The organism is Lentzea alba, assembly GCF_011067745.1.
Taxonomy (GTDB): Bacteria; Actinomycetota; Actinomycetes; order Mycobacteriales; family Pseudonocardiaceae; genus Lentzea; species Lentzea alba.
In genome coordinates, this window is the sequence record NZ_JAAMPJ010000012.1 from 272,162 (window position 1) to 293,680 (window position 21,519).

18 protein-coding genes are annotated in these 21,519 nt (G+C 68.3%); 7 read left to right on the top strand and 11 right to left on the bottom strand.

The features are described from left to right. Positions 1-2: 2 nt before the first annotated feature. The 3 genes from G7043_RS36130 to G7043_RS36140 all read left to right on the top strand — a co-directional run bounded on the left by G7043_RS36130 (position 3) and on the right by G7043_RS36140 (position 4,773). A complete protein-coding gene (locus tag G7043_RS36130) occupies positions 3-1,703 on the top strand; it encodes a glycoside hydrolase family 27 protein (RefSeq protein ID WP_166053157.1) in 1,701 nt (566 codons plus the stop codon). Then, entirely contained in the window at positions 1,700-3,289 is a 1,590-nt protein-coding gene (locus tag G7043_RS36135) for a glycoside hydrolase family 43 protein (RefSeq protein WP_166053158.1), read from the top strand. Before G7043_RS36130 ends, G7043_RS36135 begins: the two co-directional genes overlap by 4 nt. 284 nt (positions 3,290-3,573) lie before the next feature. Continuing rightward, positions 3,574-4,773: an HNH endonuclease signature motif containing protein gene (locus G7043_RS36140; protein ID WP_166053159.1), complete on the top strand. Its 1,200-nt coding sequence runs from the start codon at positions 3,574-3,576 to the stop codon at positions 4,771-4,773. Positions 4,774-5,042: 269 nt separating this feature from the next. On the opposite strand, the gene G7043_RS36145 is transcribed toward G7043_RS36140, so the two are convergent. Continuing rightward, on the bottom strand, positions 5,043-6,845 hold the full coding sequence (locus G7043_RS36145; protein ID WP_166053160.1) for an RICIN domain-containing protein: 1,803 nt from the start codon (positions 6,843-6,845) through the stop codon (positions 5,043-5,045). Between the two features lie 154 nt (positions 6,846-6,999). Between G7043_RS36145 and G7043_RS36150 the strand changes: the two genes are divergently transcribed. Then, positions 7,000-7,788, top strand: coding sequence for an MOSC domain-containing protein (locus G7043_RS36150; protein WP_166053161.1), 789 nt, complete (start codon positions 7,000-7,002; stop codon positions 7,786-7,788). Between the two features lie 6 nt (positions 7,789-7,794). Here the strand turns inward: G7043_RS36150 and G7043_RS36155 are convergent, their stop codons facing one another. The 4 genes from G7043_RS36155 to G7043_RS36165 all read right to left on the bottom strand — a co-directional run bounded on the left by G7043_RS36155 (position 7,795) and on the right by G7043_RS36165 (position 12,094). Further along, entirely contained in the window at positions 7,795-8,160 is a 366-nt protein-coding gene (locus G7043_RS36155; protein ID WP_166053162.1) for a DsrE family protein, read from the bottom strand. A 68-nt stretch (positions 8,161-8,228) separates the two neighbouring features. Next, on the bottom strand, positions 8,229-8,561 hold the full coding sequence (locus tag G7043_RS48805; protein WP_242643044.1) for a helix-turn-helix domain-containing protein: 333 nt from the start codon (positions 8,559-8,561) through the stop codon (positions 8,229-8,231). Continuing rightward, positions 8,558-9,772 carry an HD-GYP domain-containing protein gene (locus tag G7043_RS48810; protein WP_313888239.1) on the bottom strand — a complete coding sequence of 405 codons (1,215 nt, stop codon included), beginning with the start codon at positions 9,770-9,772 and terminating at the stop codon, positions 8,558-8,560. The genes G7043_RS48805 and G7043_RS48810 overlap by 4 nt, the downstream gene beginning before the upstream one ends. A gap of 6 nt (positions 9,773-9,778) precedes the next feature. Next, positions 9,779-12,094: an ATP-binding protein gene (locus tag G7043_RS36165; RefSeq protein ID WP_166053163.1), complete on the bottom strand. Its 2,316-nt coding sequence runs from the start codon at positions 12,092-12,094 to the stop codon at positions 9,779-9,781. Positions 12,095-12,301: 207 nt separating this feature from the next. Between G7043_RS36165 and G7043_RS36170 the strand changes: the two genes are divergently transcribed. The 3 genes from G7043_RS36170 (at position 12,302) to G7043_RS36180 (ending at position 14,408) form a co-directional block, all read left to right on the top strand. Then, positions 12,302-12,475, top strand: coding sequence for a DUF5999 family protein (locus G7043_RS36170; protein WP_166053164.1), 174 nt, complete (start codon positions 12,302-12,304; stop codon positions 12,473-12,475). A 200-nt stretch (positions 12,476-12,675) separates the two neighbouring features. After that, positions 12,676-12,816 carry a hypothetical protein gene (locus G7043_RS36175; protein ID WP_166053165.1) on the top strand — a complete coding sequence of 47 codons (141 nt, stop codon included), beginning with the start codon at positions 12,676-12,678 and terminating at the stop codon, positions 12,814-12,816. A gap of 215 nt (positions 12,817-13,031) precedes the next feature. Further along, entirely contained in the window at positions 13,032-14,408 is a 1,377-nt protein-coding gene (locus G7043_RS36180) for a glycoside hydrolase family 43 protein (RefSeq protein WP_166053166.1), read from the top strand. A 49-nt stretch (positions 14,409-14,457) separates the two neighbouring features. Here G7043_RS36180 and G7043_RS36185 read toward each other — a convergent pair whose 3' ends face one another. The 6 genes from G7043_RS36185 to G7043_RS36210 form a co-directional block, all read right to left on the bottom strand. Then, positions 14,458-15,339, bottom strand: coding sequence for an alpha/beta hydrolase family protein (locus G7043_RS36185; RefSeq protein ID WP_207312184.1), 882 nt, complete (start codon positions 15,337-15,339; stop codon positions 14,458-14,460). A 122-nt stretch (positions 15,340-15,461) separates the two neighbouring features. After that, positions 15,462-16,817, bottom strand: coding sequence for a family 43 glycosylhydrolase (locus tag G7043_RS36190; RefSeq protein ID WP_166053168.1), 1,356 nt, complete (start codon positions 16,815-16,817; stop codon positions 15,462-15,464). 78 nt (positions 16,818-16,895) lie between these two features. After that, complete coding sequence (locus G7043_RS36195; protein ID WP_166053258.1) at positions 16,896-17,813, bottom strand: arabinan endo-1,5-alpha-L-arabinosidase; 918 nt, start codon at positions 17,811-17,813, stop codon at positions 16,896-16,898. Between the two features lie 74 nt (positions 17,814-17,887). Further along, positions 17,888-19,225: a glycoside hydrolase family 43 protein gene (locus G7043_RS36200; RefSeq protein WP_166053169.1), complete on the bottom strand. Its 1,338-nt coding sequence runs from the start codon at positions 19,223-19,225 to the stop codon at positions 17,888-17,890. A 181-nt stretch (positions 19,226-19,406) separates the two neighbouring features. After that, entirely contained in the window at positions 19,407-20,405 is a 999-nt protein-coding gene (locus G7043_RS36205; RefSeq protein WP_166053170.1) for a family 43 glycosylhydrolase, read from the bottom strand. 78 nt (positions 20,406-20,483) lie between these two features. Further along, positions 20,484-21,515, bottom strand: a complete 1,032-nt coding sequence (locus G7043_RS36210; protein ID WP_166053171.1) for a rhamnogalacturonan acetylesterase — start codon at positions 21,513-21,515, stop codon at positions 20,484-20,486. Positions 21,516-21,519 lie beyond the last annotated feature (4 nt).

Consider the following 21,519-nt stretch of genomic DNA (forward strand, 5'->3'; position numbering starts at 1 on the left):
GGATGAGGACGTGGGGCCGGCACCGCGATGCACCCGTCTGGACGTCGAAATACGGGGCAAAGGCTGCCAGTCGCGGCACTAGACGACTGCCGCACCTCGTCGCCGCCGTGCTGGTAGCCGCCGCGACCATCACCGCCGGCCCCGCCGCCGCACCCGCCGCGCCCGGCAGCCCGGCACTGACCCCGCCGCTGGGCTGGAACACCTGGAACAGCTTCGGTTGCGGCATCACCGAGGCCCAGGTCCGCCAGGCCGCGGACGCGATGGTGTCCTCCGGCATGCGCGACGCCGGCTACCAGTACGTGGTGGTGGACGACTGCTGGTTCGACCCGCAGCGCGACTCCGCGGGCAACCTGCGTTCGCATCCCACGAAGTTCCCGAGCGGCATGAAGGCGCTGGGCGACTACATCCACGCGCGTGGCCTGAAGTTCGGCATCTACCAGGCGCCGAACGAGAAGACGTGCGCCCAGGGCACCGGCGCCCACCCCGGTGCGACCGGCAGCAAGGGCCACGAGGTCCAGGACGCGCGGTCGTTCGCGTCGTGGGGCGTGGACTACCTGAAGTACGACTGGTGTTCGGGCGCCGGCACCCGTGACGAGCAGGTCGCCCGGTTCACGATCATGCGCGACGCCCTGCGCGCCACCGGCCGCCCGATCGTCTACAGCATCAACCCCAACAGCTTCCACCCCATCACCGGTGACAGGTACAACTGGGGTGAGGTCGCCGACCTGTGGCGCACCACCGAGGACCTGCTGGACATCTGGCAGAACGGCAACGTCAACAGCTACCCGATGGGCGTGGGCAACGTCGTCGACGTCACCGTCCCGCTCGCCGTCCAGTCCGGCCCCGGCCACTGGAACGACCCGGACATGCTCGTCGTCGGACGCCCCGGCCTCTCGCTCACCGAGGCCCGCTCGCACTTCGCGCTGTGGTCGTTGCTGGGCGCGCCGCTCATGGCGGGCAACGACATCCGCACCATGTCCGCCGACGTGAGCGCGATCCTGCGCAACTCGCGCCTGCTCGCTGTGAACCAGGACCGGCTCGGTGCCGGCGGACGGCGCGTGCGCGATGACGGCGCCACCGAGGTGTTCGCCAAACCGCTGTCGGACGGCTCGGTCGCGATCGGACTGTTCAACCGGGGCAACGGCACCGCGACCGTGTCCACCACGGCCGCTCAGATCGGCCTGTCCGGCACCGGCTTCACGCTGACCGACCTGTGGACCGGCGGCACGTCCACCACCTCGGGCGCGATCTCCGCCTCCGTCCCGGCACACGGCGTGGCCGCCTATCGCGTGTCCGGCGGCAGCCCGATCACCGGTACCACCGCCCGGCTGCGCGGCGCATCGTCCAACCGGTGCCTCGACGTGGAGAACGGCTCCACGGCGGCCGGTGCGAACACGGTGATCCAGGACTGTCACACCGCGGCGAGCCAGCAGTGGACCACGTGGCCGAACGGCGAGATCCGCGTCTTCGGCGACAAGTGCCTGGACGCCTACAACCAGGGCACCGCCACCGGCACCCGCGTCATCAGCTGGTCGTGCAACGGCCAGGCGAACCAGCGCTGGACGGTGGCGGCCGACGGCTCGATCCGCAACGCCAACGCCGGTCTCTGCCTGGACGTCGAACGGTCCGGCACCGCCAACGGCTCGCGGCTGGTGCTGTGGACCTGCAACGGTCAGTCCAACCAGAAGTGGGCACGATCATGAAGCGCACACGGATCGCGGCGACTCTCGCCGCACTCGTCTTCGCGGCCGGCGGACTCACCGCGAGCACGGCCTCCGGCACGACTCAGGCCGCCTCGTTCAAGAACCCGGTGGTGTGGCAGGACTTCGCGGACGGCGACATCATCCGCGTGGACGACGCGTACTACTACTCGGCGTCGACCATGCACTACTCGCCGGGCGCGCCGATCCTGCGCTCCTACGACCTGGTCAACTGGGAGTACGCCGGACACTCCGTGCCACGGCTGGACTTCGGCGCCAAGTACGACCTCAACGGCGGCCGCGGTTACGTGCGCGGGATCTGGGCGTCGTTCCTGAACTACCGCAAGAGCAACAGAACCTACTACTGGGGTGGGTGTGTCGACTTCGCGCAGACCCACGTCTACACCGCCTCGGCGGTAGACGGCCAGTGGTCCAAGTTGTCCACCATCAACAAGTGCTACTTCGACGCCGGGATGCTGGTCGACGACAACGACACGATGTACGTGGCCTACGGCAACACCCAGATCAGCGTCGCGCAGCTCTCGCCGGACGGGAAGTCCGAGGTGCGCTCGCAGCAGGTGTTCCAGACCCCGTCGAACATCGGAACCCTTGAAGGCGCCCGGTTCTACAAGCGCAACGGCAACTACTACATCTGGCTGACCAGGCCTGCGAACGGCCAGTACGTGCTCAAGGCCTCCAACCCGTTCGGCCCGTACACAGTCCAGCAGGTGCTGCTGAACATGCCTTCCCCGGTCCAGGGCGCGGGAGTGCCGCACCAGGGCGGCCTCGTGCAGACGCAGAACGGCGACTGGTACTACATGGCGTTCATCGACGCCTATCCCGGCGGCCGCATGCCGGTGCTCGCACCGATCACCTGGACCGCGGACGGCTGGCCGCGCATCACCACGGTCAACGGCGGCTGGGGTGCGAACTACCCGATGCCGAACCTCCCGCCCCCACCGCGCCAGGTCAAACCGATGATCGGCGTGGACACGTTCGCGGGCACCAAACTCGGTCCGCAGTGGGAGTGGAACCACAACCCGGACACCACGAAGTACAGCGTCAACAACGGTTTGCGGCTCTCGACGGCGACCGTCACCAACGACCTGTACAACGCCCGCAACACCCTGACCCACCGCATCCAGGGCCCGTCGTCGACGGCCACCGTCGCGCTCGACGTGACGTCGATGCGCGACGGCGACCGCAGCGGCCTCGTCATGTTGCGCGACTCCTCGGCGTGGATCGGGGTGAAACGCGACAACGGCCGCAACCGGGTCGTCATGGTCAACGGCCTGACCATGGACGGCAACTGGAACACCACCGGGACCGGCACGGAGATCGCGAGCGCGAACCTCACCGGCAACCGGATCTGGTTGCGCGTCAACGCCGACATCCGTCCGGGCAGCGGTCGGCAGGCCCGGTTCTCCTACAGTGCGGACGGGGTGAACTTCTCACCGCTCGGGTCGGGGTTCACGTTGAAGAACGAATGGCAGTTCTTCATGGGCTACCGGTTCGGGATCTTCAACCACGCCACGCAGGCGCTCGGTGGCGCGGTCACCGTGTCGCGGTTCGAGCTCTCCACGCCGTGATGTCCGTGCACGGTTCGCGGCGAGCGTTACCGGGCCGGGTCATTTCATCGCCGCTTCGCGACGATTGCGATTGGGGCTTGACTTCGGGGCCCTTGCGAGGCGCATATCGGCCTTCAAAAGCCGGGCATAGAGAGCCCGGCCGATCCGAACACGGTAGCACCTCGCACCCAAAGTCAAGCCCCAATCGCGCGGTGGTCGCCTTATTACCGCTTGACCAGCGGTTCACCCTATCGTGGTCGCCTTTAGGCGTTATCCTGTTGTGATCTTGAGGTAGGATAGAACACGTGATCGAAACCCGACTCCTCTCCACTGACGAGCTGCTGCGCAGTCTCGTTGATGTGGTGACGGAGATTCGGGTTCGCGAGAATGCTGTCTTGCAGATGATTGCCGAGTTGGATCGGCGTGGGGCTGCGGGCGAGCTCGGGTATAAGAATTTGCCGCAGGTGTTGCGGCACGCGGTCCGCTGGGATCCCGCCACGGCCAAGAAATGGGTCGCGAATGCCGGATTGCTGAGTTCCGAGATCACGCCGACCGGCAGTGAGCTCGCTTCCGCGCTTCCGGTGACCGCCGAGGCGGTGGCCGAGGGTGCGTTGTCGATCGAGCATGTCGCGGTGGTCGCCGAGGTGATGAAGGCGCTGCCTGCCGAAGCTGAGGAGTCCGTGGTGGGCTTCGCTCGGGAGCATGAGCCGCGTGCGGTGCGCGAGTTCGGCAAGGACCTGGCCTACCGGCTCTATCAGAACGATCCCGAGCCGCGTGAGCCCGAGCCCGCGCCGCAGGTCAACCAGCACGTGATGCAGTGGAAGAACGGCATGCTGGAGATCAAGGCCCTGCTGGACACGGTGACCGGCGCCAAGTACCAGGCGCTGCTCGACCCGCTGGCCAAGCCCCGTCCGGAGACCGCCGAGGACGGCCCCGACCTGCGGCCACGGTCCGAACGCGAAGGCGATGCGCTGGCCGAGCTGGTCGATCTGATGCTGCGTGCCGATCAGCTGCCCGAGCACGGTGGCGAGCCGGTCACGCTCACCGTGACCATGCGCTACGACGACCTCGCTGAGCAGGTCGGCTACGCGACGCTGGACAACGGCGAGCACATCCCGGCCGAGCAGGTCCGTCAGCTGGCGTGCAGCGCGGGCATCATCCCGCTGCTGCTGGGGGCGAAGTCGCAGCCGATGGACATCGGCCGCAAGACCCGCACCTTCACCGCCGGAATCCGCCGCACCCTCGTCGCCCGCGACCGCGGCTGCGCTTTCCCCGGCTGCGGCAGACCACCCAGACAATGCGACGGGCACCATATACGTCATTGGTCAGACGGGGGCGACACTTCGGTCGACAATGCCGTCCTGCTCTGCCGCCATCACCACACGCTCATCCACCAAAGTGAATGGGACGTGACAATGGAGCACGGCATCCCCACGTTCTACCCTCCCCGGTGGCTCGACGAGCAACGCAAGCCCCGGAGAAACCTTCTCCATACCGCCGCCTGATCGCCCCGCCGGTCTTGGTGGGGCGATGGCGAAGCCGAGTCGTAAACGCCTGATGCCACGCCGGGAAGCGGTCATGACGCGACCACGGCGCGATTGGGGCTTGACTTTGGGTGCGAGGTGCTACCGTGTTCGGATCGGCCGGGCGCTCTATCAGCCCGGCTTTTCTAGGCCGATATGCGCCTCGCAAGGGCCCCGAAGTCAAGCCCCAATCGCAATCGTCGCGAAGCGGCGATGAAATGACCCGGCCCGTCGACGCCGGTCAGGTCAGCTCATGAGCTGCCCCAGAGTCGCCAGGTCTGGTTCAGCTCTCCACCCTGCCCGGAAGGCTTGCAGGACCACTGAATGATCCGGGCACCGGCCGCGGCCGAGACCCCGTTGACGTCGACGCACTTGCCGCTGTGCCGTGCGACGAGCTGGTAGTCGTGGGGATCGTTGCCGCTGTAGGTGACCTTCCGCAGCGTGTACTGCTGGCTGGCCGAACCGGGGGAGCAGGTGTTCTGCGCGACGGTGACACCGTCCGCGGTCGAGGATCCGCTGACGTCGAGACACTTGCCCGACTGCTGGTTCACGACGGTGTAGGTGCCGGTGCTGCCGGACACCGGGGTGAAGTTCCACAGCTGCTGGTCGCCGCCCTCGCAGTAGAACTGCTGCTGCAGGTTGCCGTCGGCGGTGCTCAGGTTCGTGTTGTCGAGGCACTGCTGGGAGTGCTGGGCGGCGGCGACGGTCTGGAAGCCGCTGCTGCCCGGTGGGAGCAGGGTGATGGTGAAGGTCTCGTCGATGTTGTTGTGCGGCAGGTTGACCGTGGTCGCGTTGCCGTTCAGCGTCACCACCGAGTTCTGCACGGTGACCGGGCCCTGGACCGCGCCGCCGTTGTTGTGCGGGATGCGCTGGACGAGCACGCGCACCTGGTTGTTCTGCACGATGCCGGTGGTGGTGTCCAGGCGTTGCAGGGCGACCGCGACGTTGCCGGTGGTGCCGCCACCACCGACGAGGATCTTCGCCACGCCGTTCGACTTCGTGGCGAACGAGTCGTAGGCCTGGCTCGGTGTCGTGGCGACGATCTGGCCGGTTTGCGAGGCGTAGAAGCGGTAGACCCACCACTCGCCCTTGGGCTGGTGCTGCCCGGCCGAGTTGCGGACGAGCAGGTTGCCGAGATCGTTGTGCAGGTTGCCGGCGCTGGCCCAGTTCGCTCGCAGGCCGTCCGCGCCCGCCCGTTCGAGGCGCGTGATGTACCACGCGCCGTCGCCGGGGTTCTGTTCGTCGCCGGCGCCGTACTCGTTGATCTGGTACGGCCGCGGGTGCGGGATGCCGCGCGAGTCGAGCGTCTGGTTCGCCACGTTCACGTTCTGCACCGGGTCGCCCGGTAGCGAGTGCCAGCTGATGATGTCCGGCACGAGGTTGTTGGCGCGCACGAAGTCCAGGTACTGCGGCCACCAGCCGCCGGTCGAGGGGGTGCACGCGCAGCTCGGGCCTACGATCAGCTGGTTGGGGAACGCCGCCCGGACGCGTTGGTAGGTGCGTCGCCACAGCTCGAAGTACTGGGACTGCGGGCGGTTCCAGAACAGCGTGATGTTGGGTTCGTTCCACAGGTCCCACTGCACCGGGGCGCCCGTCGCTCGCACGTCGTCGATCACGCGGGTGAGGAAGTTGTCGTAATCGGCCCAGTTGCCGTTGTCGTCGGGGAAGCGCGAGATCGGATACCCGTCGGCGCCCCACAGGTCGTGGACCAGCAGGATGAACTCGCCGCCCAGCGAACGGGTGCGCAGCAGCTGGGCGCGGGTCGAGTTCCAGCGGCGGTCGTACCTGCCGGACACCCAGCCGCCGGGGCTGTCGAGCTGGGCACCGCCGGCGCGCATGTACCGGAACTTGACGTCCTTGAAGAAGTGGTCGGCGGGACCCGTGCCGTTCTCCGTCATGCCGTAGATCCAGCCGGAGGCGCGGTAGGTGGGGGTGCCGTTGGTGACGGAGAAGTTGACGCTGACGGACTCGTCCGCGGCGTGGGCCGGTGCCGCCGCCGTGAGCGCGAGGGCCAGCGCGGCCAGGACGGTGGTGGGGGTTCGTCGGTGAACCATGAGGACTCCGAAACTGGTCAGGGGAGACGGAGACTCGAACCGGTTCGATCGAAGAGTGAAAGTACGCGCAGCAAGCCATATCCTGCAAGGGACCAGAGAGTCGAACCGGTTCGTCTTCACCCGACGACGGCGGCACCGCCGGTATGTTGGCCGGATGGCATCCGTGCACGCGCTGACGTTGTATCCGATCAAGGGATGTGCCGGGATCGCGGTGGAGCAGGCCGAAGTCACCGCGACCGGACTGGCCTGTGATCGGCTGTTCGCACCGGTCAAGCCGGACGGGACGACGATCTGGCAGGGCGAGGCGCCGCGGCTGGCCGTGATCCGAGGCCGGCTGGTGCACGACGGCGCGAAGCTGGAGCTGAGCGCGCCCGGTGGCGGCGAGCTGGTGCTGGACGTGGCGGCCGACGGGGAAACCCGGCCGGTGGAGGTGGAGAAGTGGCCGGGCAGCGGGATCGACCAGGGTGACGACGCGGCCGAGTGGCTGTCCGAGGTGCTCGGCAGACCGGTCCGGCTGGTGCGCGAGCCGGCGCGGGCGAGCCGGGCCCGCGGCGCGACCGATCCGACGGCGCTGCTGGTCCTCTCACTGTCCTCGTTGGACGACTTGAACGCGCGGATCGTGGCGCGGGGCGCGGATCCCGTTCCGATGGACAGGTTCCGGCCCAACATCGTGATCAGCGGCTGGCCCGAGCCGCACACCGAGGACCGGGTGGGCCGGATGACGATCGGTGGCGCCGAGATCGGCTTCGGCGAGCTGGCCATCCGGTGCGCGGTGACCCTGGTCGACCAGACGACCGGGGTGCGCGCCGGTCCCGAGCCGTTGCGCACCCTGGCGGGCTACCGCCGCGAACCCGACGGCGTCAGTTTCGGTCTGAAAGCGGCCGTGCTCACTCCCGGCGAGATCGCCGTCGGCGACAGCGTCACCGTCACCGAATGGCGTTGAACGCCTTCAGTAGCTGAACGTGGTCGCGGGCTCGTCGCCGATCCACTTCCACAACGGGATGGTGCCGTTGATCTCCGCGCCGGGAATGAGGTTGCCGGCGTCGAGCTGCTTGGCGTTGAAGCAGAGCGGGCAGACGTAATAGCGCCCGCCGGCGGCCTCGTAGCGCTGGAACAGGTCGGCCAGCGGCGGGCAGCCGTCGCACGCGACGCCCGCGGCGGTGCCGGTCAGCGAGAGGCGTACCGCTTCCTTGCTCAGGAACATCATCGTTTCGCGTCCGGTCTCGGCGGCGCCGATCGCGACCAGGAACGCGACGGTCACCTTCTCCGAGTCCTCGAGCCCCGTCGCCAGACTGATGACTGCTTTGTTCGACATGATCTGCTCCTTTTCGTCGGGAACAGGACGTTAGGAGCCGGAAGGTCCCGTGTCGTCGGGCGTTCTCCCTACAGATCGAGCGGGTCGAGCAGGCCGTTGCGCAGCGCGAACAACGTCGCGGTCGAGCGTGACGACGCCCCGGTCTTGGTGTAGATCCGCTCGATGTGCGTGCCCGCCGTCTTGCGGGATATCCCCAGTTGGTCGGCGACCTCGCCGGTCTGCGCGCCGCGCGAGATCAGGATCAGCACCTCGACCTCGCGCGGGGTGAGCCCGGCCGGACCGGACACCCGCCGCCGGGTGCCGTTGCCCGCGGCGGACAGGACGGCCTCGGCCGCGTCACCGTCGAGTGCGCCGGACCGGATCGCGTCCCGCATCGCGCTGACGGCCTGCTTGTCCGTCAACGCCGGTCGGTGCGCCCTCGGTTCGAGCATCGCCCGGTACGTGCACGCCGCGCGGCCAGCAGGCGCCCGGTCATCGGCACCGCCGCGCCGGAGAGGCCGCGGTGGTAGCCGCTGCCGTCCATGCGCTCGTGGGCCGTCGCGGCGATCGCGCCCAGCCTCGCCAACGCCGCCGGCCGAGCGAGGACGCGCTCGGTGTAGTACGAACTGAGCCGCACGCGCTCCCAGTCGGTGGCCGACAGCGGCCCCGGCTGGTCCAGGACCGTCACCGGTACCCCGTGCAGCCCGATGTCGTGCAGCAGGCCCGCGCGCCGGGTGGCGACGACGTCGCCGGCGGGGAGTCCCATCGACCGGGCCGCCGCGCCGGCGAGCTCCGCGACACCGCGGGAATGCCCGGCCCGCGAGGCGCAGCGCAGGTCGGTGAAGTCGGCCAAAGCTTCCAACGCCGTGTCCAGCTCGCCCTCAGTCAGAGGGCGGCGCAGCCGTGGGTCGATCCCGCTGCCGGTGTCGGACAGCACCTCGGGCGCGTGCGCGAGAGACGCGTCGACCACGTCCGGCGCGAACTGACGGCCGCGCCGCGCTCTCGCGACGTCGAGCGCCCCCTCGATGCCGCCGGTCCGGTGCCGGACCTCGACGACGTCGGCCAGGTGCAGCAGGCGAATGGTCGGCGCGATGTCCGTGCCACCGACTCCGTGCGGCACCCCTCGCCCGTCCCAACGGGTGAAGAACTGCCGCAACGCCGTCACGACGTCCGGGCCGAGCCCGAGCCGCTCCGCCAGCGTCGACGTCGTGACGCAGTGCGACTGCATGCCCTGCATGACGTTCTGGCCGCCGGTCGTCAGCATCGTCGTCGCGACCCGGAACCGGTGCCACATCGGCCCGCCGCGGCCGGCACGGCGGAAGAAGAAACCGAACCCCGCGAGCCCGGCGAGATCGACCTCGTAGCTGTCCGCGCGGAAGGCGATGTCATCGCCGAACGACGCCGCCACCTCGGGGGAGTCCGCGATGCAACCGACCCAGGCGAGCATCGAGACGTAGAACAGCGACCGCCGCTGATCCTCCGGCAGGTCCATGCGCTCGGCGAGCCGTTCCGCGATCCGCCACGACCGGAGCACGTGCTCCATCGGCTGACCCAGCCCGAGGTCGGTGGCCAGCGAGAACGCGGCCAGCAGTTCGGCCAGGTCGATCCCGGCGTCTCGATCGACGGCCTCCACCGCGCGTCAGCCCGACGCCCGCTGCTGGGACACCCAGGTCGCGACCTGAACCCTGGACTGGAACCCGAGCTTGGCCAGGATGTGCTCGGTGTGGGTTTCCGCGGTGCGCACCGAGATCACCAGCCGGTCCGCGATCTGCCGGCTGGTCAGGCCCTCGGCGATGAGGTCCGCGATCTCCCGCTCACGCCGGGTCAGCACGCTCGGCGACTCGGCCTGTGCCACGGCCGGTGGCTGCTCGTTCAGGGCGAACGCGACGGCTTCGTCGACGTTCATCGCCTGGCCACGTCCGAACGCCCCCTCGAACCCCTTCGTGCCGAGGCGCTCCCGAGCAGCACGCTCGGTTCCCTCGTGGTACGGGTACATGTGCTGGTAGGTGCGCAGCGGACGGCCCATGATCTCCCAGATCCGATCCGCCGCGCCGAGCAACGTGGCCGCCACCGCGGCGTGCCCCAGCGCGGACTCGATCCACGACAACGACTCCACCGACCACCCGATTCCGGTGAGGTCGCGGATGTCGCGGCGCAGCCGGATGCTCTCCCGTTGCAGCTCGGCGGCCCGGTCCAGCTCGCCCTTGGCCATCGCGAACAGCCCCATGCTCCAGAGCGCGTAGGACCGGTGGAAACACTCGCCGGCCGGTTCGGTGATCCGCAACCACTCCTCGTGGCAGGCGGTGGCGCGGGCCACGTCGCCGACGAGTCCCACCGCGCTCGAGTAGCTCACCATCAGGTCGAGGCGACGCGGCACGTTGACGCCTGGCGGCAGCGCCGCGATGCCCCGCTCGAAGATCGCGATCGCGGTCGGGAGACGACCGCTGTACAGGTCGATGTTGCCTTCGACCCAGCAGGCGAAGGCAGTGGTGGCCGGGTCGTTCACGCCCTCTTCGATGACCCTGGCCTCTGCCAGCCGCTCCAGGCTGATGTCGAACTCTCCGTCCGCGGACGCCAGGCTGGCGTCGGTGAGCAGGGCTTCGGCGCGGAGGATGGACGGCGGACCCGGCTGGTCGAGCGCCCGTGCCAGCCACAGGCGGCCCTCCCTGGCCCACCCGCGGCCCCACCAGTAGAAGTGGAACAGCCCGGACAGCATCCGGAACGCGGCGTCCAGCTCTCCCGGCTGCTTGAGGCAGTAGTCCACGTCCGCCTGGATGTTGGCGTGTTCCCGGTCCAGGCGGGCGAACCAGAACACCTGCCGGGAGCTCACCCAGTCCTCGTTCGCCTGCTCGACCAATCCGAGGTGGAAGTCGCGGTGCGCGCGGAGCAGCCTGGCGTGCTCGCCGGTGCGCTCCAGCTGCTCGATGCCGAACTCGCGGATGGTCTCCAGCATCCGGTAGCGCATCGCGTCGCCGTGCTGTTCTCCGACCAGGATCGACTTGTCCAGCAACGACGTCACGGTGCCCAGCACGTCCTCGGCGGCGAGCCCGTCACCGGAGCACACCGCCTCCGCGGCCTCAAGCTCGAACCCGCCCGCGAACACCGACAGCCGCGCCCACAGCAGCTTCTCCTGGTCCGAGCACAGGCCGTGGCTCCACTCGATGCACGCCCGCAGCGTCTGCTGCCGGGCGGGGAGGTGGCGCAACCGGGTGGTGAGCAGCTGGGACTGGTTCAGCAGCCTGGAGAGGATGTCCTTCTCGGACAGTGCGCGCACCCGTGCCGCCGCCAGCTCGATCGCCAGCGGGAGGCCGTCCAGCCGCTGGCAGATCTCGGCCACCGCGTCCCCGTTGGCGGCGTTCACGGTGAAGTCGCGCCGCACGGACGTCGCCCGCTCCACGAACAGCGTCACCGCCTCGGATCTGCTGAGCTCCTGCTCGGTGACCGGCCGCTCCGGGTCCGGGAGGGTGAGCGGTGGCACGGGCATGACGACCTCGCCCGCGATGCCCAGCGATTCCCTGCTCGTGGCCAGGATCCGCATCTCGTGGCAGTGCCGCAGCAAGGTGCGGGACAGCCCGGCGACCGCGTCGACCAGGTGCTCGGAGTTGTCCAGCACCAGCAGCAGCCGGCGGGACTCCAGGTAGGAGGTCAGCATCTCCACCGACGTCCGGCCCGCCTCGCGCATGCCGACCGCCAGCGCCACGGCGTTCGCCACGAGCGCCGCGTCGCGCAACTGGTCCAGCTCGACCAGCACCACCCCGTCCGGGAAGGCCCGGTGCACGGCGCTGCCCACCTCCAGGGCGAGGCGCGTCTTGCCGACTCCGCCCGGTCCGGTGAGCGTCACGATGCGTGACGCCGACAGCAGGCGCCTGACCTCGCCGACCTCGTGCCTGCGGCCGACGAAGCTGCTCAGCTCCAGAGGCAATCCCGACGGTCTCCTCCGGACGACCGTGCTCATACCAACGCACCGTAGTGCGATGTCACCCGACGCGCAGGGGAGAACAGACAACGGTTTGGCCAACACGGCCCCGTACGGATGTCCGTAGCCATCTACGTACTTCTCCCGATGTATCCGCGGCGCGTGCCCAGCACCCTTTCTACATGTGGCCCGGAACACACAGACCGGTGACATACCGGCCGCCGGGTCCCGCCAGGAGTGTCAGCCATGTGCCAGCACGAGCCACAGTGCCCTGTCGCGGCCGACCCGCGTGGCCAACGGGCCGAGATCGTCGTCTCCCACCCCGAGCAGGGCTGGTACCTGCTGTGCAACGGGATCGTGTTGTTCGACGACGGCGGTCTGATGCTGCCCGACCACAGCGTCGTCGCTCCCGCCGCCTGATCTCGCTCGGGGCGGCTCGAGTGCCCTCAGCCGCTCTCAGCGTGCCCGGTCGTTCCCGAACCCGGTGTCGCCTCCCCCGACAGACACCGGTACGCACCGGGCAAGGCGGGGTGGACGGTCTGCTCGCCGCAGCGCGCCTCTGCGGTCGGACCGTCCACCCCGCAGTCCATCCTCACGAGACCATCCCGGAGAACACGCCGATGACCATCGACTCGCCACCGCAGCCCTGCTTGCGCTGCCTGCGGCCGACGGTGCTCGTCACCCACCGCCAGGGCCGCGAGTGGCTGCACGTCGGCACCTGGCTCGCCAGGTGTGGCCGCGTCGTCGACGCGGTGAAGTGAGCGCTAACACGAGCCTCGCGCAATTGTGATCGTCGAATCCGAAGTGTCAAACCTTGAAGAGTGTGGCGTCTCTGAACCATACTGCGACCCGGTACGCAGAAACGACCACTCACTCCGAGCATGGGAACACCGCACTGCCGCTGGCTGAAATGTTAACGCTAACATCAAGCTTTGGGCAGGTTTTCCGGTTGCTCGGCCGACGAGATGGGTTGGCGATGTTCGGTCGACGAAGACTGCTCGCAGGTGCGGCGGGAGCCGCGGTCGCCGGTGCGCTCGGCACCAGGTTCGCTCAAGCCCAGGCCACGTACTCGGGTTACGTCATGGCCTACTTCACGGAGTCGCCGACGATGGCGGCGGCCAACTACGGGTTGCATCTCGCCGTCAGCTCCGACGGCCTCGACTGGATGCCGCTGAACCAGAACAACCCGGTCGTCACCCCGACCGCGGGCACCGGCGGCCTGCGCGACCCGTTCATCATGCGCCTGCAGAACGGCAGGTTCGTGGTGATCGCGACCGATCTCAAGGGCACGGACTGGTCGCAGCAGAACCAGTACGTGCACGTCTGGGACTCGGTGGACCTGCGGACGTTCACCGGCTACCGCAGGGTGAAGCTGCACTCGATGGCCACGCACAGCTGGGCTCCGGAGGCCTTCTGGGACCCGTCGCGCAACCAGTACGCGATCATCTACTCCGCCGTGTCCGGCGGGCACGACGTGATCATGGTGAACTACACCACCGACTTCGTGAACGTCGGTGCGGCCCAGGTCTTCTACGATCCAGGCCACGCCACCATCGACGGCAACATGGTGACCGTCAACGGGGTCAACTACCTCTACGTCAAGAACAACACGAACAGCACCCTCGTCGGTACGCGCTCGACCTCGCTCAACCCCGGCAGCTTCACCGCCTACAAGACCGGCATCTCACCGGGACGCGGCGTCGAGGCGCCGCAGATCGTCAAGTCGCTGACGCAGAACCGCTGGTACATGTGGGGCGACACGTGGAGCCCCAACGGCAGGTTCTTCTGCTGGCAGATCACCGATCTGGCCGGGGGCAACTGGACACAGCTGGGCGACCGCGACTACACGCAGCCCCTGAACTCCAAACACCTCGGCATCACGCCGATCACGGCGGCCGAGATGTCCGGTCTCACCGCCAGGTGGGGCACGCCGGCGTGGCGGCGCGTCAAGTCCTACAACTTCCCCGACCGGTACGTGCGGCACGCGAGCAACGTCGGCCGGATCGACGCCTATCCGTTCGACCCGTACCAGGACCAGTTGTGGAAGCTGGTGCCGGGACTGGCGGACTCGTCCGGCGTCTCCTTCGAGTCGGTGAACTTCCCGGGTTCCTACCTGCGGCACAGCGACTTCGCCGTGCGGCTCGCGGCCAACGACGGCTCCTCCACGTTCCGCGCGGACGCGACCTTCCGGCAGGTGCCGGGGTTCGCCGACGCGAGCTGGACGTCGTTCCGCTCGTTCAACTACCCGGAGCGCTACCTGCGGCACTACAGCTCGGTGCTGCGCATCGACCCCATCAGCAGCTCTTCCTCCACTGTGGACAAGCAGGACGCGACCTTCCGCGTCACCTACTGAACGCGAAGCCCGTGCCCTTTCGAGGGCACGGGCTCCGCGATCATCAGGACTAGCTGCCCAGCTGGGCTTCCCACCTGGTCCTCGAGCCGGACGCGTCGGCCGGGAGGCGGTCGCGTGCGGCGGTGTCGCCGTACATGGTCCAGCGAGCCCAGTCGACGACCGTCTTCGGGAAGCGCTGGTCGCTCCAGAAGCTGGTGTGGCTGCCGCCGACGAAGGTGAGGAAGGCCTTGGGCCACCTCATCTCGTTGTAGGCCTGCCGGGCGGAGGAGTAGCTCGTGGTGGAGTCCTTGTCGCCGTGGACGAACAGGACCTTGGCGTTGACGGAGCTCGACGGGTTGCCCATGTCGACGCAGGACTGCGGGTTGGCGGAGATGATCCGCTTGTCGGCCCAGGAGGTCAGCAGGCCGTGGGTGACCATGCCGCCGAGGGAGTGACCGGAGACGCCGACGCCGATACCGGTGTTGATGTGCCCCGCCAGCGGTCCGCTGCCGTTGAGGGCGAGCGTGTTGGTGAGGACCTGTGAGACGTCCTTGGACGTGTTGCCGTTGTTGACGTCGCCGAAGTTGTGGTTGAAGTGCGGCGCGGGGACGACGAAGCCCGCCGCGGCCAGGGCTTTGATGATGAACAGGGAGTTCTGCGGGCTGCTTCCCCAGCCGTGGGTGAAGTTGTAGACGGGGAAGACGCCTGCCGCGACCGGGGCGTCCGTCATCGGGTTGCCGCCCGCGGTGCCGGTGGCGGGGTAGTAGACGTAGGTGGTGCACGGCCGGTTGCCGCGCGTCCAGTTGTACCGGCGCACACCGACCGCGAACGGCTTGGCCGGGGCCGTGCCCAATGGGCCGGTGGCCAGGGCCTGGCCGGTGCCGAGCAGGGTCGCGCCACCCACGGCCGCGGCGGCGACCGTGCTCAACCTGAGGAACGTACGTCGTTGCATGGACACTTCTACTCCTTGCAGGGGGACGATGGGTTGGCGTGGAACGGCGCACCCAGTCGCCGTTCCACTTCTCAGGCGTTCGCGGTGGCGGTCGCGAACGACTTCTTCGTCGTGCTCACTCCCTATTGGACCGCCGTGCGGCGCCAACGCTGGTTCGCGCCACCGTTGCAGGTCCACTGGATGAGGCGAGTTCCGCTCGTCCTGCTGGACGAGGGCACGTCGAGGCATTTGCCGCTGGCGCTGTTGACGAGTGACACGGTCGTCGCGTCGGCGCTGCGCACTGTCCACTGTTGACTGGTGCTGCCGGTGCACGTCGACTGGGTGACACTCGCGCCATCCGCGGTGCCTGGCACCTCCAGACACGAGCCGGAGGCGCGGTTGATCACCTCGACGCGGTCGCCCGCCCTGGCGCGGAGCTGCCAGTGCTGGGACTGCGCGGCCGACGGAGTCGACTGCTGGACCGCGGATCCCGAGGTGTCGAGCCGCAGATCGCTGTGCTGCGCGGTGAACGTGGCGAACGGTCCCACGCCGCCGGACGTCTGAGTCACCGTGCGGATCGTGCCGTCCGCGTTGTAGTGCAGGCGATCCATCACGACAGACCTCTTGTACCCGCCGCCGCCGGCGCGAGCGTTCTTGTGATACGCGATGTACGACTGTCCCTGGTACTCGAAGATCGAGTGGTGGTTCGTGCTGACGTTGACGTAGTCGAGGATCACGCCCCGGTAGGTGAACGGGCCCAGCGGGGACGAGCCGGTGGCGTAGTGGATCTGTCCCGGCCAGCCGGTCGAGTACGAGAAGTAGTAGGTGCTGCCGATCTTGTGCAGGTGCGGCGCCTCGCCGTACTGGGTGGAGCCGGTCACACTCAGGTCGATGATCGGCCCGGTGGTGGACACCATGTCCGCGCCCAGCCGGATCACCTTGGGCTTGCGCGTGCCGAAGTACATGTAGGACGAGCCGTCGGTGTCGGTGAAGATCATCGGATCGATGGGCTCGTCGCCGACGTTGGTGTCGCGGGCCTTGTCGATCAGGGCGCTGCCCCTGGCGTCGGTGAAGGGACCCTGCGGTGACGACGAGACGGCCACCCCGATCTTGGTGCGGTCCACGGGCAGGTAGAGGTAGAAGCGGCCGTTCCGCTCCGTCGCGCCGGGAGCCCAGGCGTACTGGCTGGCCCACGAGAAGCCCGCGACCGAGAAGATGTCACCGTGGTCGGTCCAGTCCACCAGGTTCGACGAGGAGTAGGACCGCCACGAGTTCGAGTCCCAGTAGGTGCCGCTGTTCTTCTGGTCGTCGGTGACGTAGAGGTGCACCCGTCCGTTGAACACGTGCGCGGAGGGATCCGCGACGAAGCGGTCGGGGATGATCGGATTGGCCGCACTCGCCGGCTGCGCGCCGCTCACCAGAGCGGCGCCGATGAGTGTGGACAGGGCGAGCAGAGCTCGCCCGCGGCGGCCGTGTCCACTGTGGATCGGTTTTTCCACTGGCTGATCTCTTCCGTTCCGCGCGATGCGCAGTCGTGGGTGTTGCGGCGGCGGGTCATCAGGGGTCTCATCCGGTCCTCAGCGCAGGACCGGCCAGCCCGCGGCGTCGTAGCTCAGCTGGTTGATGCCGAGCCGTGGCGTGCCGTTGTCGGTGTAGTAGTGGTAGAGGAGGACGTCGCCGTTGCCGTCCGCGAGGACGTCCTGGTGCCCTGGTCCGTGGACGCTGCCCTGGCCGGCCAGGATCTCCGTCCCGCCACCGGACGTCATGGCGGTGCCGTCGCGGGCGACGTACGGGCCGGTGACGTTCGTCGAACGGCCGACCATCACGCGGTACGTGCTGGCGGCACCCCGGCAGCAGAAGTCGAACGAGACGAAGAGGTAGTAGTAGGAACCGCGTTTGACGATGTTCGGCGCCTCGATCGGACCGCCGTTGCGGCCGGCGATCGAGCGCAGGACGGAGTCGGACCGCAGGCCCGTGGCGGGGTTGAGCGCGATCATCTTGATGCCGGACCAGAACGAGCCGAAGCTCAGCCACCAGCCGCCCCGGTCGTCCACGACGAGGTCCGGGTCGATGGCGTTGAAGTTGTCCGAGGCGCGGGACTCGACGACCAGGCCGCGATGGGTCCAGGTGCCGGGGTTGCCGCTGGGACTGGTCGCCAGGAAGATCGCCGACTTGTTCGACTCGAAGGTCGAGGCCGAGTAGTACAACAGGTATCTGCCGTCGTGATAGGACAGATCCGGTGCCCAGAGGTCGCGGCCGCCGTTGGTGTAGGGGGTGGTCCACGACGCGCCGCCGGGGAACACCGAACCCGCGGTGCGGAACGCGACCCGGTCGGTGGAGGTCCGGAGCACGATGTCCCGGCCGGTGTGCGCGATCAGGTAGCTGCCGTCGGGCCGCCTGACTGCGCTCGGGTCGTGCACGCCGAAGTCGCCGGTCACCCGGCCCGGCGCGGGATAGGCCGACGCGTGTGGTGCCGCCACGACGGTGACGGACATGATCGTCAGCAGTGCGAGAGCGGCTTTCCTCAGTGCGGCCACGAGATTCCTCGATTCTCGAACTCGCCGGTCGGTCAGGCCAGCGGCGCGGACACGGTGAACGAGGCGTCATTGGCGAACGCCGTGTCGGACGTGCGCCAGTCGACGCGCACTTCGAAGCCGTAGTGGCGCAGGTAGCGTCCGGGGTGGGAGTAGGACTCGAACGACGTGCTGCCACCGCCCGCGAGACCGGCGCGGCCGCAGAACGTGGCGTCGCGGGCGAACACCGCGTCACCGGTGTTGGTGTCCAGCCGGACGCGGAAGTCGTAGTGGCGCAGGTAGCGGTTGGGGAAGTTCACCGAGCGGAACGAGTAGCAGGCGGAGTTCGCCAGACCGGCCACGACGGTGAAGGTCGCGTCCTGCCGGGCCGAGGCGCTGCTCGAGGAGCTCACCGGCTCGACGTAGGCCAGGTTGTCGCGATGCCGGAGGTAGCGGTCGGGGTAGTTGACCGAGCGCAACGACCGGCTGCCCGTCGGCACCGCGGTGCTGTCACCGGAATCCTCCCGCAGCACGGTGAAGTGCCGGGCGGTGCCGGACAGGCCGGCCAGTTCGGTCTTGGCGCCGAAGGTGCTCAGGTTCGTGCTGTCGGCGTAGAAGTAGCGCTTCTGGCCGTACTGGTCGAAGTAGATCCGCCACCGGCCATCGGGCAGCCGCACGAGCGCCGGTCCCTCGAGGCCGGAGCCCCAGCCCGCCCAGTTGCCGGTGCCGACGAACGTCCACGGTCCGTTCAGCGACGTGGCGGTGGCGTGCTCGATGTACTTGGTGGTCTCGTTCTTGAGGAAGTTGTGGTAGGTCGTGCCGGTCTTGACCACGAAGCTGTCGATGTAGTTGGCCGGGATGCCGAGCGCGACCGGGCTGGTCCACGCCGACAGGTCCCCGTTCGTCGCGGTGATCCGGTATGGGCGGAACTGTCCCGCCGTCCCGGCCGTGGACGCGGAGAAGATCACGTGCACGCTGCCGTCGGAGTCCTTGAACCACTCCGGCGCCCACGTGCTGCCGGTGGCGCCGTTGAGGCCGACTCGGATGTTGCGCAGGAAAGTCCAGTTCACGTAGTCCGCGCTGCGGGCGAAACCGATCGTGTCGCCTGTCCAGTTCGTCGTGTAGACGATGTAGTAGTAGCCGTCGGTGTGCCTGATGACGCTGGGGTCGCGGATCAGGCCCGACGGAGGCGTGTAGGCGTTGGCCCTGACCTGGGTGAAGCTGGTCGCGTTCGGCGAGTCGTAGACGTACATGTTCGACTCGCTGCTGTTGGTGAACGCGGTCATCAGGTAGTGCGGCGCGGGGCCCGCGGCCGACGCGACCGGCTGGGTGGCGACGGCGCTGGTCACGACGGCCAAGGCGGTCGTGACAGCGATCAGCAGGGGTGAACGCATGAACCGGCTCCTTGCGACAGTGGGAGGCACCGGATGGTGAGCGCTAACACTATGTGGCTACGCCCGCGCGCATGGCAATGGCCAAATCTTCACTGGCCTGCTCTGGAACAGCACAGAGCGGTCGGATGTGGCCAAATTAGCGTTAACAATCGTGGCGCCGTACTGGACGCGGAGGCCCCGCTCAGAGACCGTTCACGACGCCGGTGGCGGTGTCGATGCTGATCCGCTGGTGCCACCTCATGGTGACGGTGCGGGACGTGGGGAACGTCAGCGGCAGCCACACGTACTGCGACTCGTTGACCGGGCGGTTCCACGCGCCCGCCCAGCGATCGCCGAGATAGATGTACGAGGTGGTCTCCGATCCCTGCACGGGCACCACGAACGCGGTCTGGCTGCGGTAGCCGGTGGAGTCACCCACGTTCGCGAGCCCGCTCCACGTGCCGGTCATGCTGGTCGCGGTCGCGTACTTCTGCTGGTTGGGGTTCCAGTAGGTCGCCCCGGAGGTGACCAGGAAGTAGACGCCGTTTCGTTTGAAGAAGGCGGGGGATTCACGGGAAACGCCTCGCCACAGCACCCGCACCAGCGTGCTGACCTGCGTGTAGTCGGCGTTGAGCCGGTACAGGTGGAGGTCGGCGTTCTCGCGCGCGGCGGAGGCCATGTAGGCGGTCCCGTCGTCGTCCTTGAACAACGTGATGTCGCGGGACATGTGCTGACCGAACGGGCGGAAGCTGCCGCGCCAGGTGTAGTTGCCGTCCACAGTGGACGAGGTGGCGACGGCGGCTCGGGCCTCGCTGTAGTCCCGGCCGTTCTCCTTGTGCATCCACATGACGAACTGGCGGGTGGTGCTGTTGTAGATGACCTTCGGTCGTTCGATGTTCGCCACGCGGAGCTCGGCTGCGGACGAGTTCGTGAGGACGTTGTTGCGGAACTCCCACGTCTTCAGGTCCGTCGAGCGGTAGACCGACACCGCCTTGAAGGTGTTGTCGGGATTGCGGTTCTCGCCGAACCAGTAGTAGTACGCATCGACCTTGATCATGCCGCCGCCGTGGGCGTGCACGACCTTGCCGGACGTGTCGGTGAACTGGGTCCCGTTGGTCACCGTCACCGGAGCGGCCGACGCGGTGAGCGGGACGGTGAGCAGCGCACACACGAGCAGGGCAACACCAGGTAGTCGTGGCATCGCGGGTCCTTCAGGTGAACTCTCGAGAGTGGAGACTGGCCCTGGCGCCGCCACGCCAGGGCCAGCGGCTGGGGGCGCTCAGCGCAGGTGGCCGGCCAACGGCAGGTTCAGCTCACGCACGCCTTGCACGACGAGTCCAGCCATCTCCGCGCCGCCTTGCGCGGAGAAGTGGGTGTTGTCGCCCGTTTCGCGAGTCAGGTACAGCGCCTGGGAGGCCGACGGCCCCATCGACTCCACGAGGGCCTTGCTCTTCGCGGTCAGGTCGATCACCGGCACGCCCGCGCTGCGGCCCAGTGCCCTGATCACCGCGGGCAGGTCGGCGCCGACGCCGTTGACGTGCAACGCCGTGCTGGTGAGGCGGTTGCCGTTGAACTGCCTGCGCACCGGCGGGGTCATCAGCACCGGGACACCGCCGCGTTCCCGGACGCCGTTGACCAGCCGGGTGAGGTTGTCGCGGAAGGTGGTCGCGCTGGTCTGCTTGTCGTTGTGCCCGAGCTGGATGAACACCAGGTCCTTGCTCTTGATCAGCGGTTTCATCGTCGGGAACAACGCGCGGTTGGACAGGAAGCTGCCGGAGCTCTCACCGGAGTCGCCGTAGTTCGCGACCACGGCACCGTCGCGGACCCGCGCCGGCAGGTACTGGCCCCAGCCGGTGTACGGCGCGACCGGCTGGTCGCAGACGGTCGAGTCACCGGCGAGGTAGACCGCCAGCGGGGCCTTGGCCGGGGTGACGGTCAGCGTGCCGATCGCGGGAGCGTTGCCGGCGAACGTGATCTGCAGGCCCGGCGTGCCGGTGCCGCCCTGGCCGGTGGGTTGCCCCTCCGGGTTGCGGACGTTGACCGTCGCCTTCATCCGGACGACCTGGCCCGAGGTGGTGGAGACGGCGTTGATGACCTGCCTGCGGGCTTCCACCGACATGGAGGTGTTGGCTGCCTTGGTGGTGCTGCCGAACTCCACCGTGACGTCGTAGTTGCCGGGAGCGACGTTGAAGCTGCACTTGATCGGCGCCGAGCCGGAGCACTGCGGCGGCAACGCGGCCGCCGAGGGCACCGGGACCAGCACGGCCGCGCTCAAAGCAGAGGTGAGGAGTGCGAGACGCTTGAGAGACACGGAT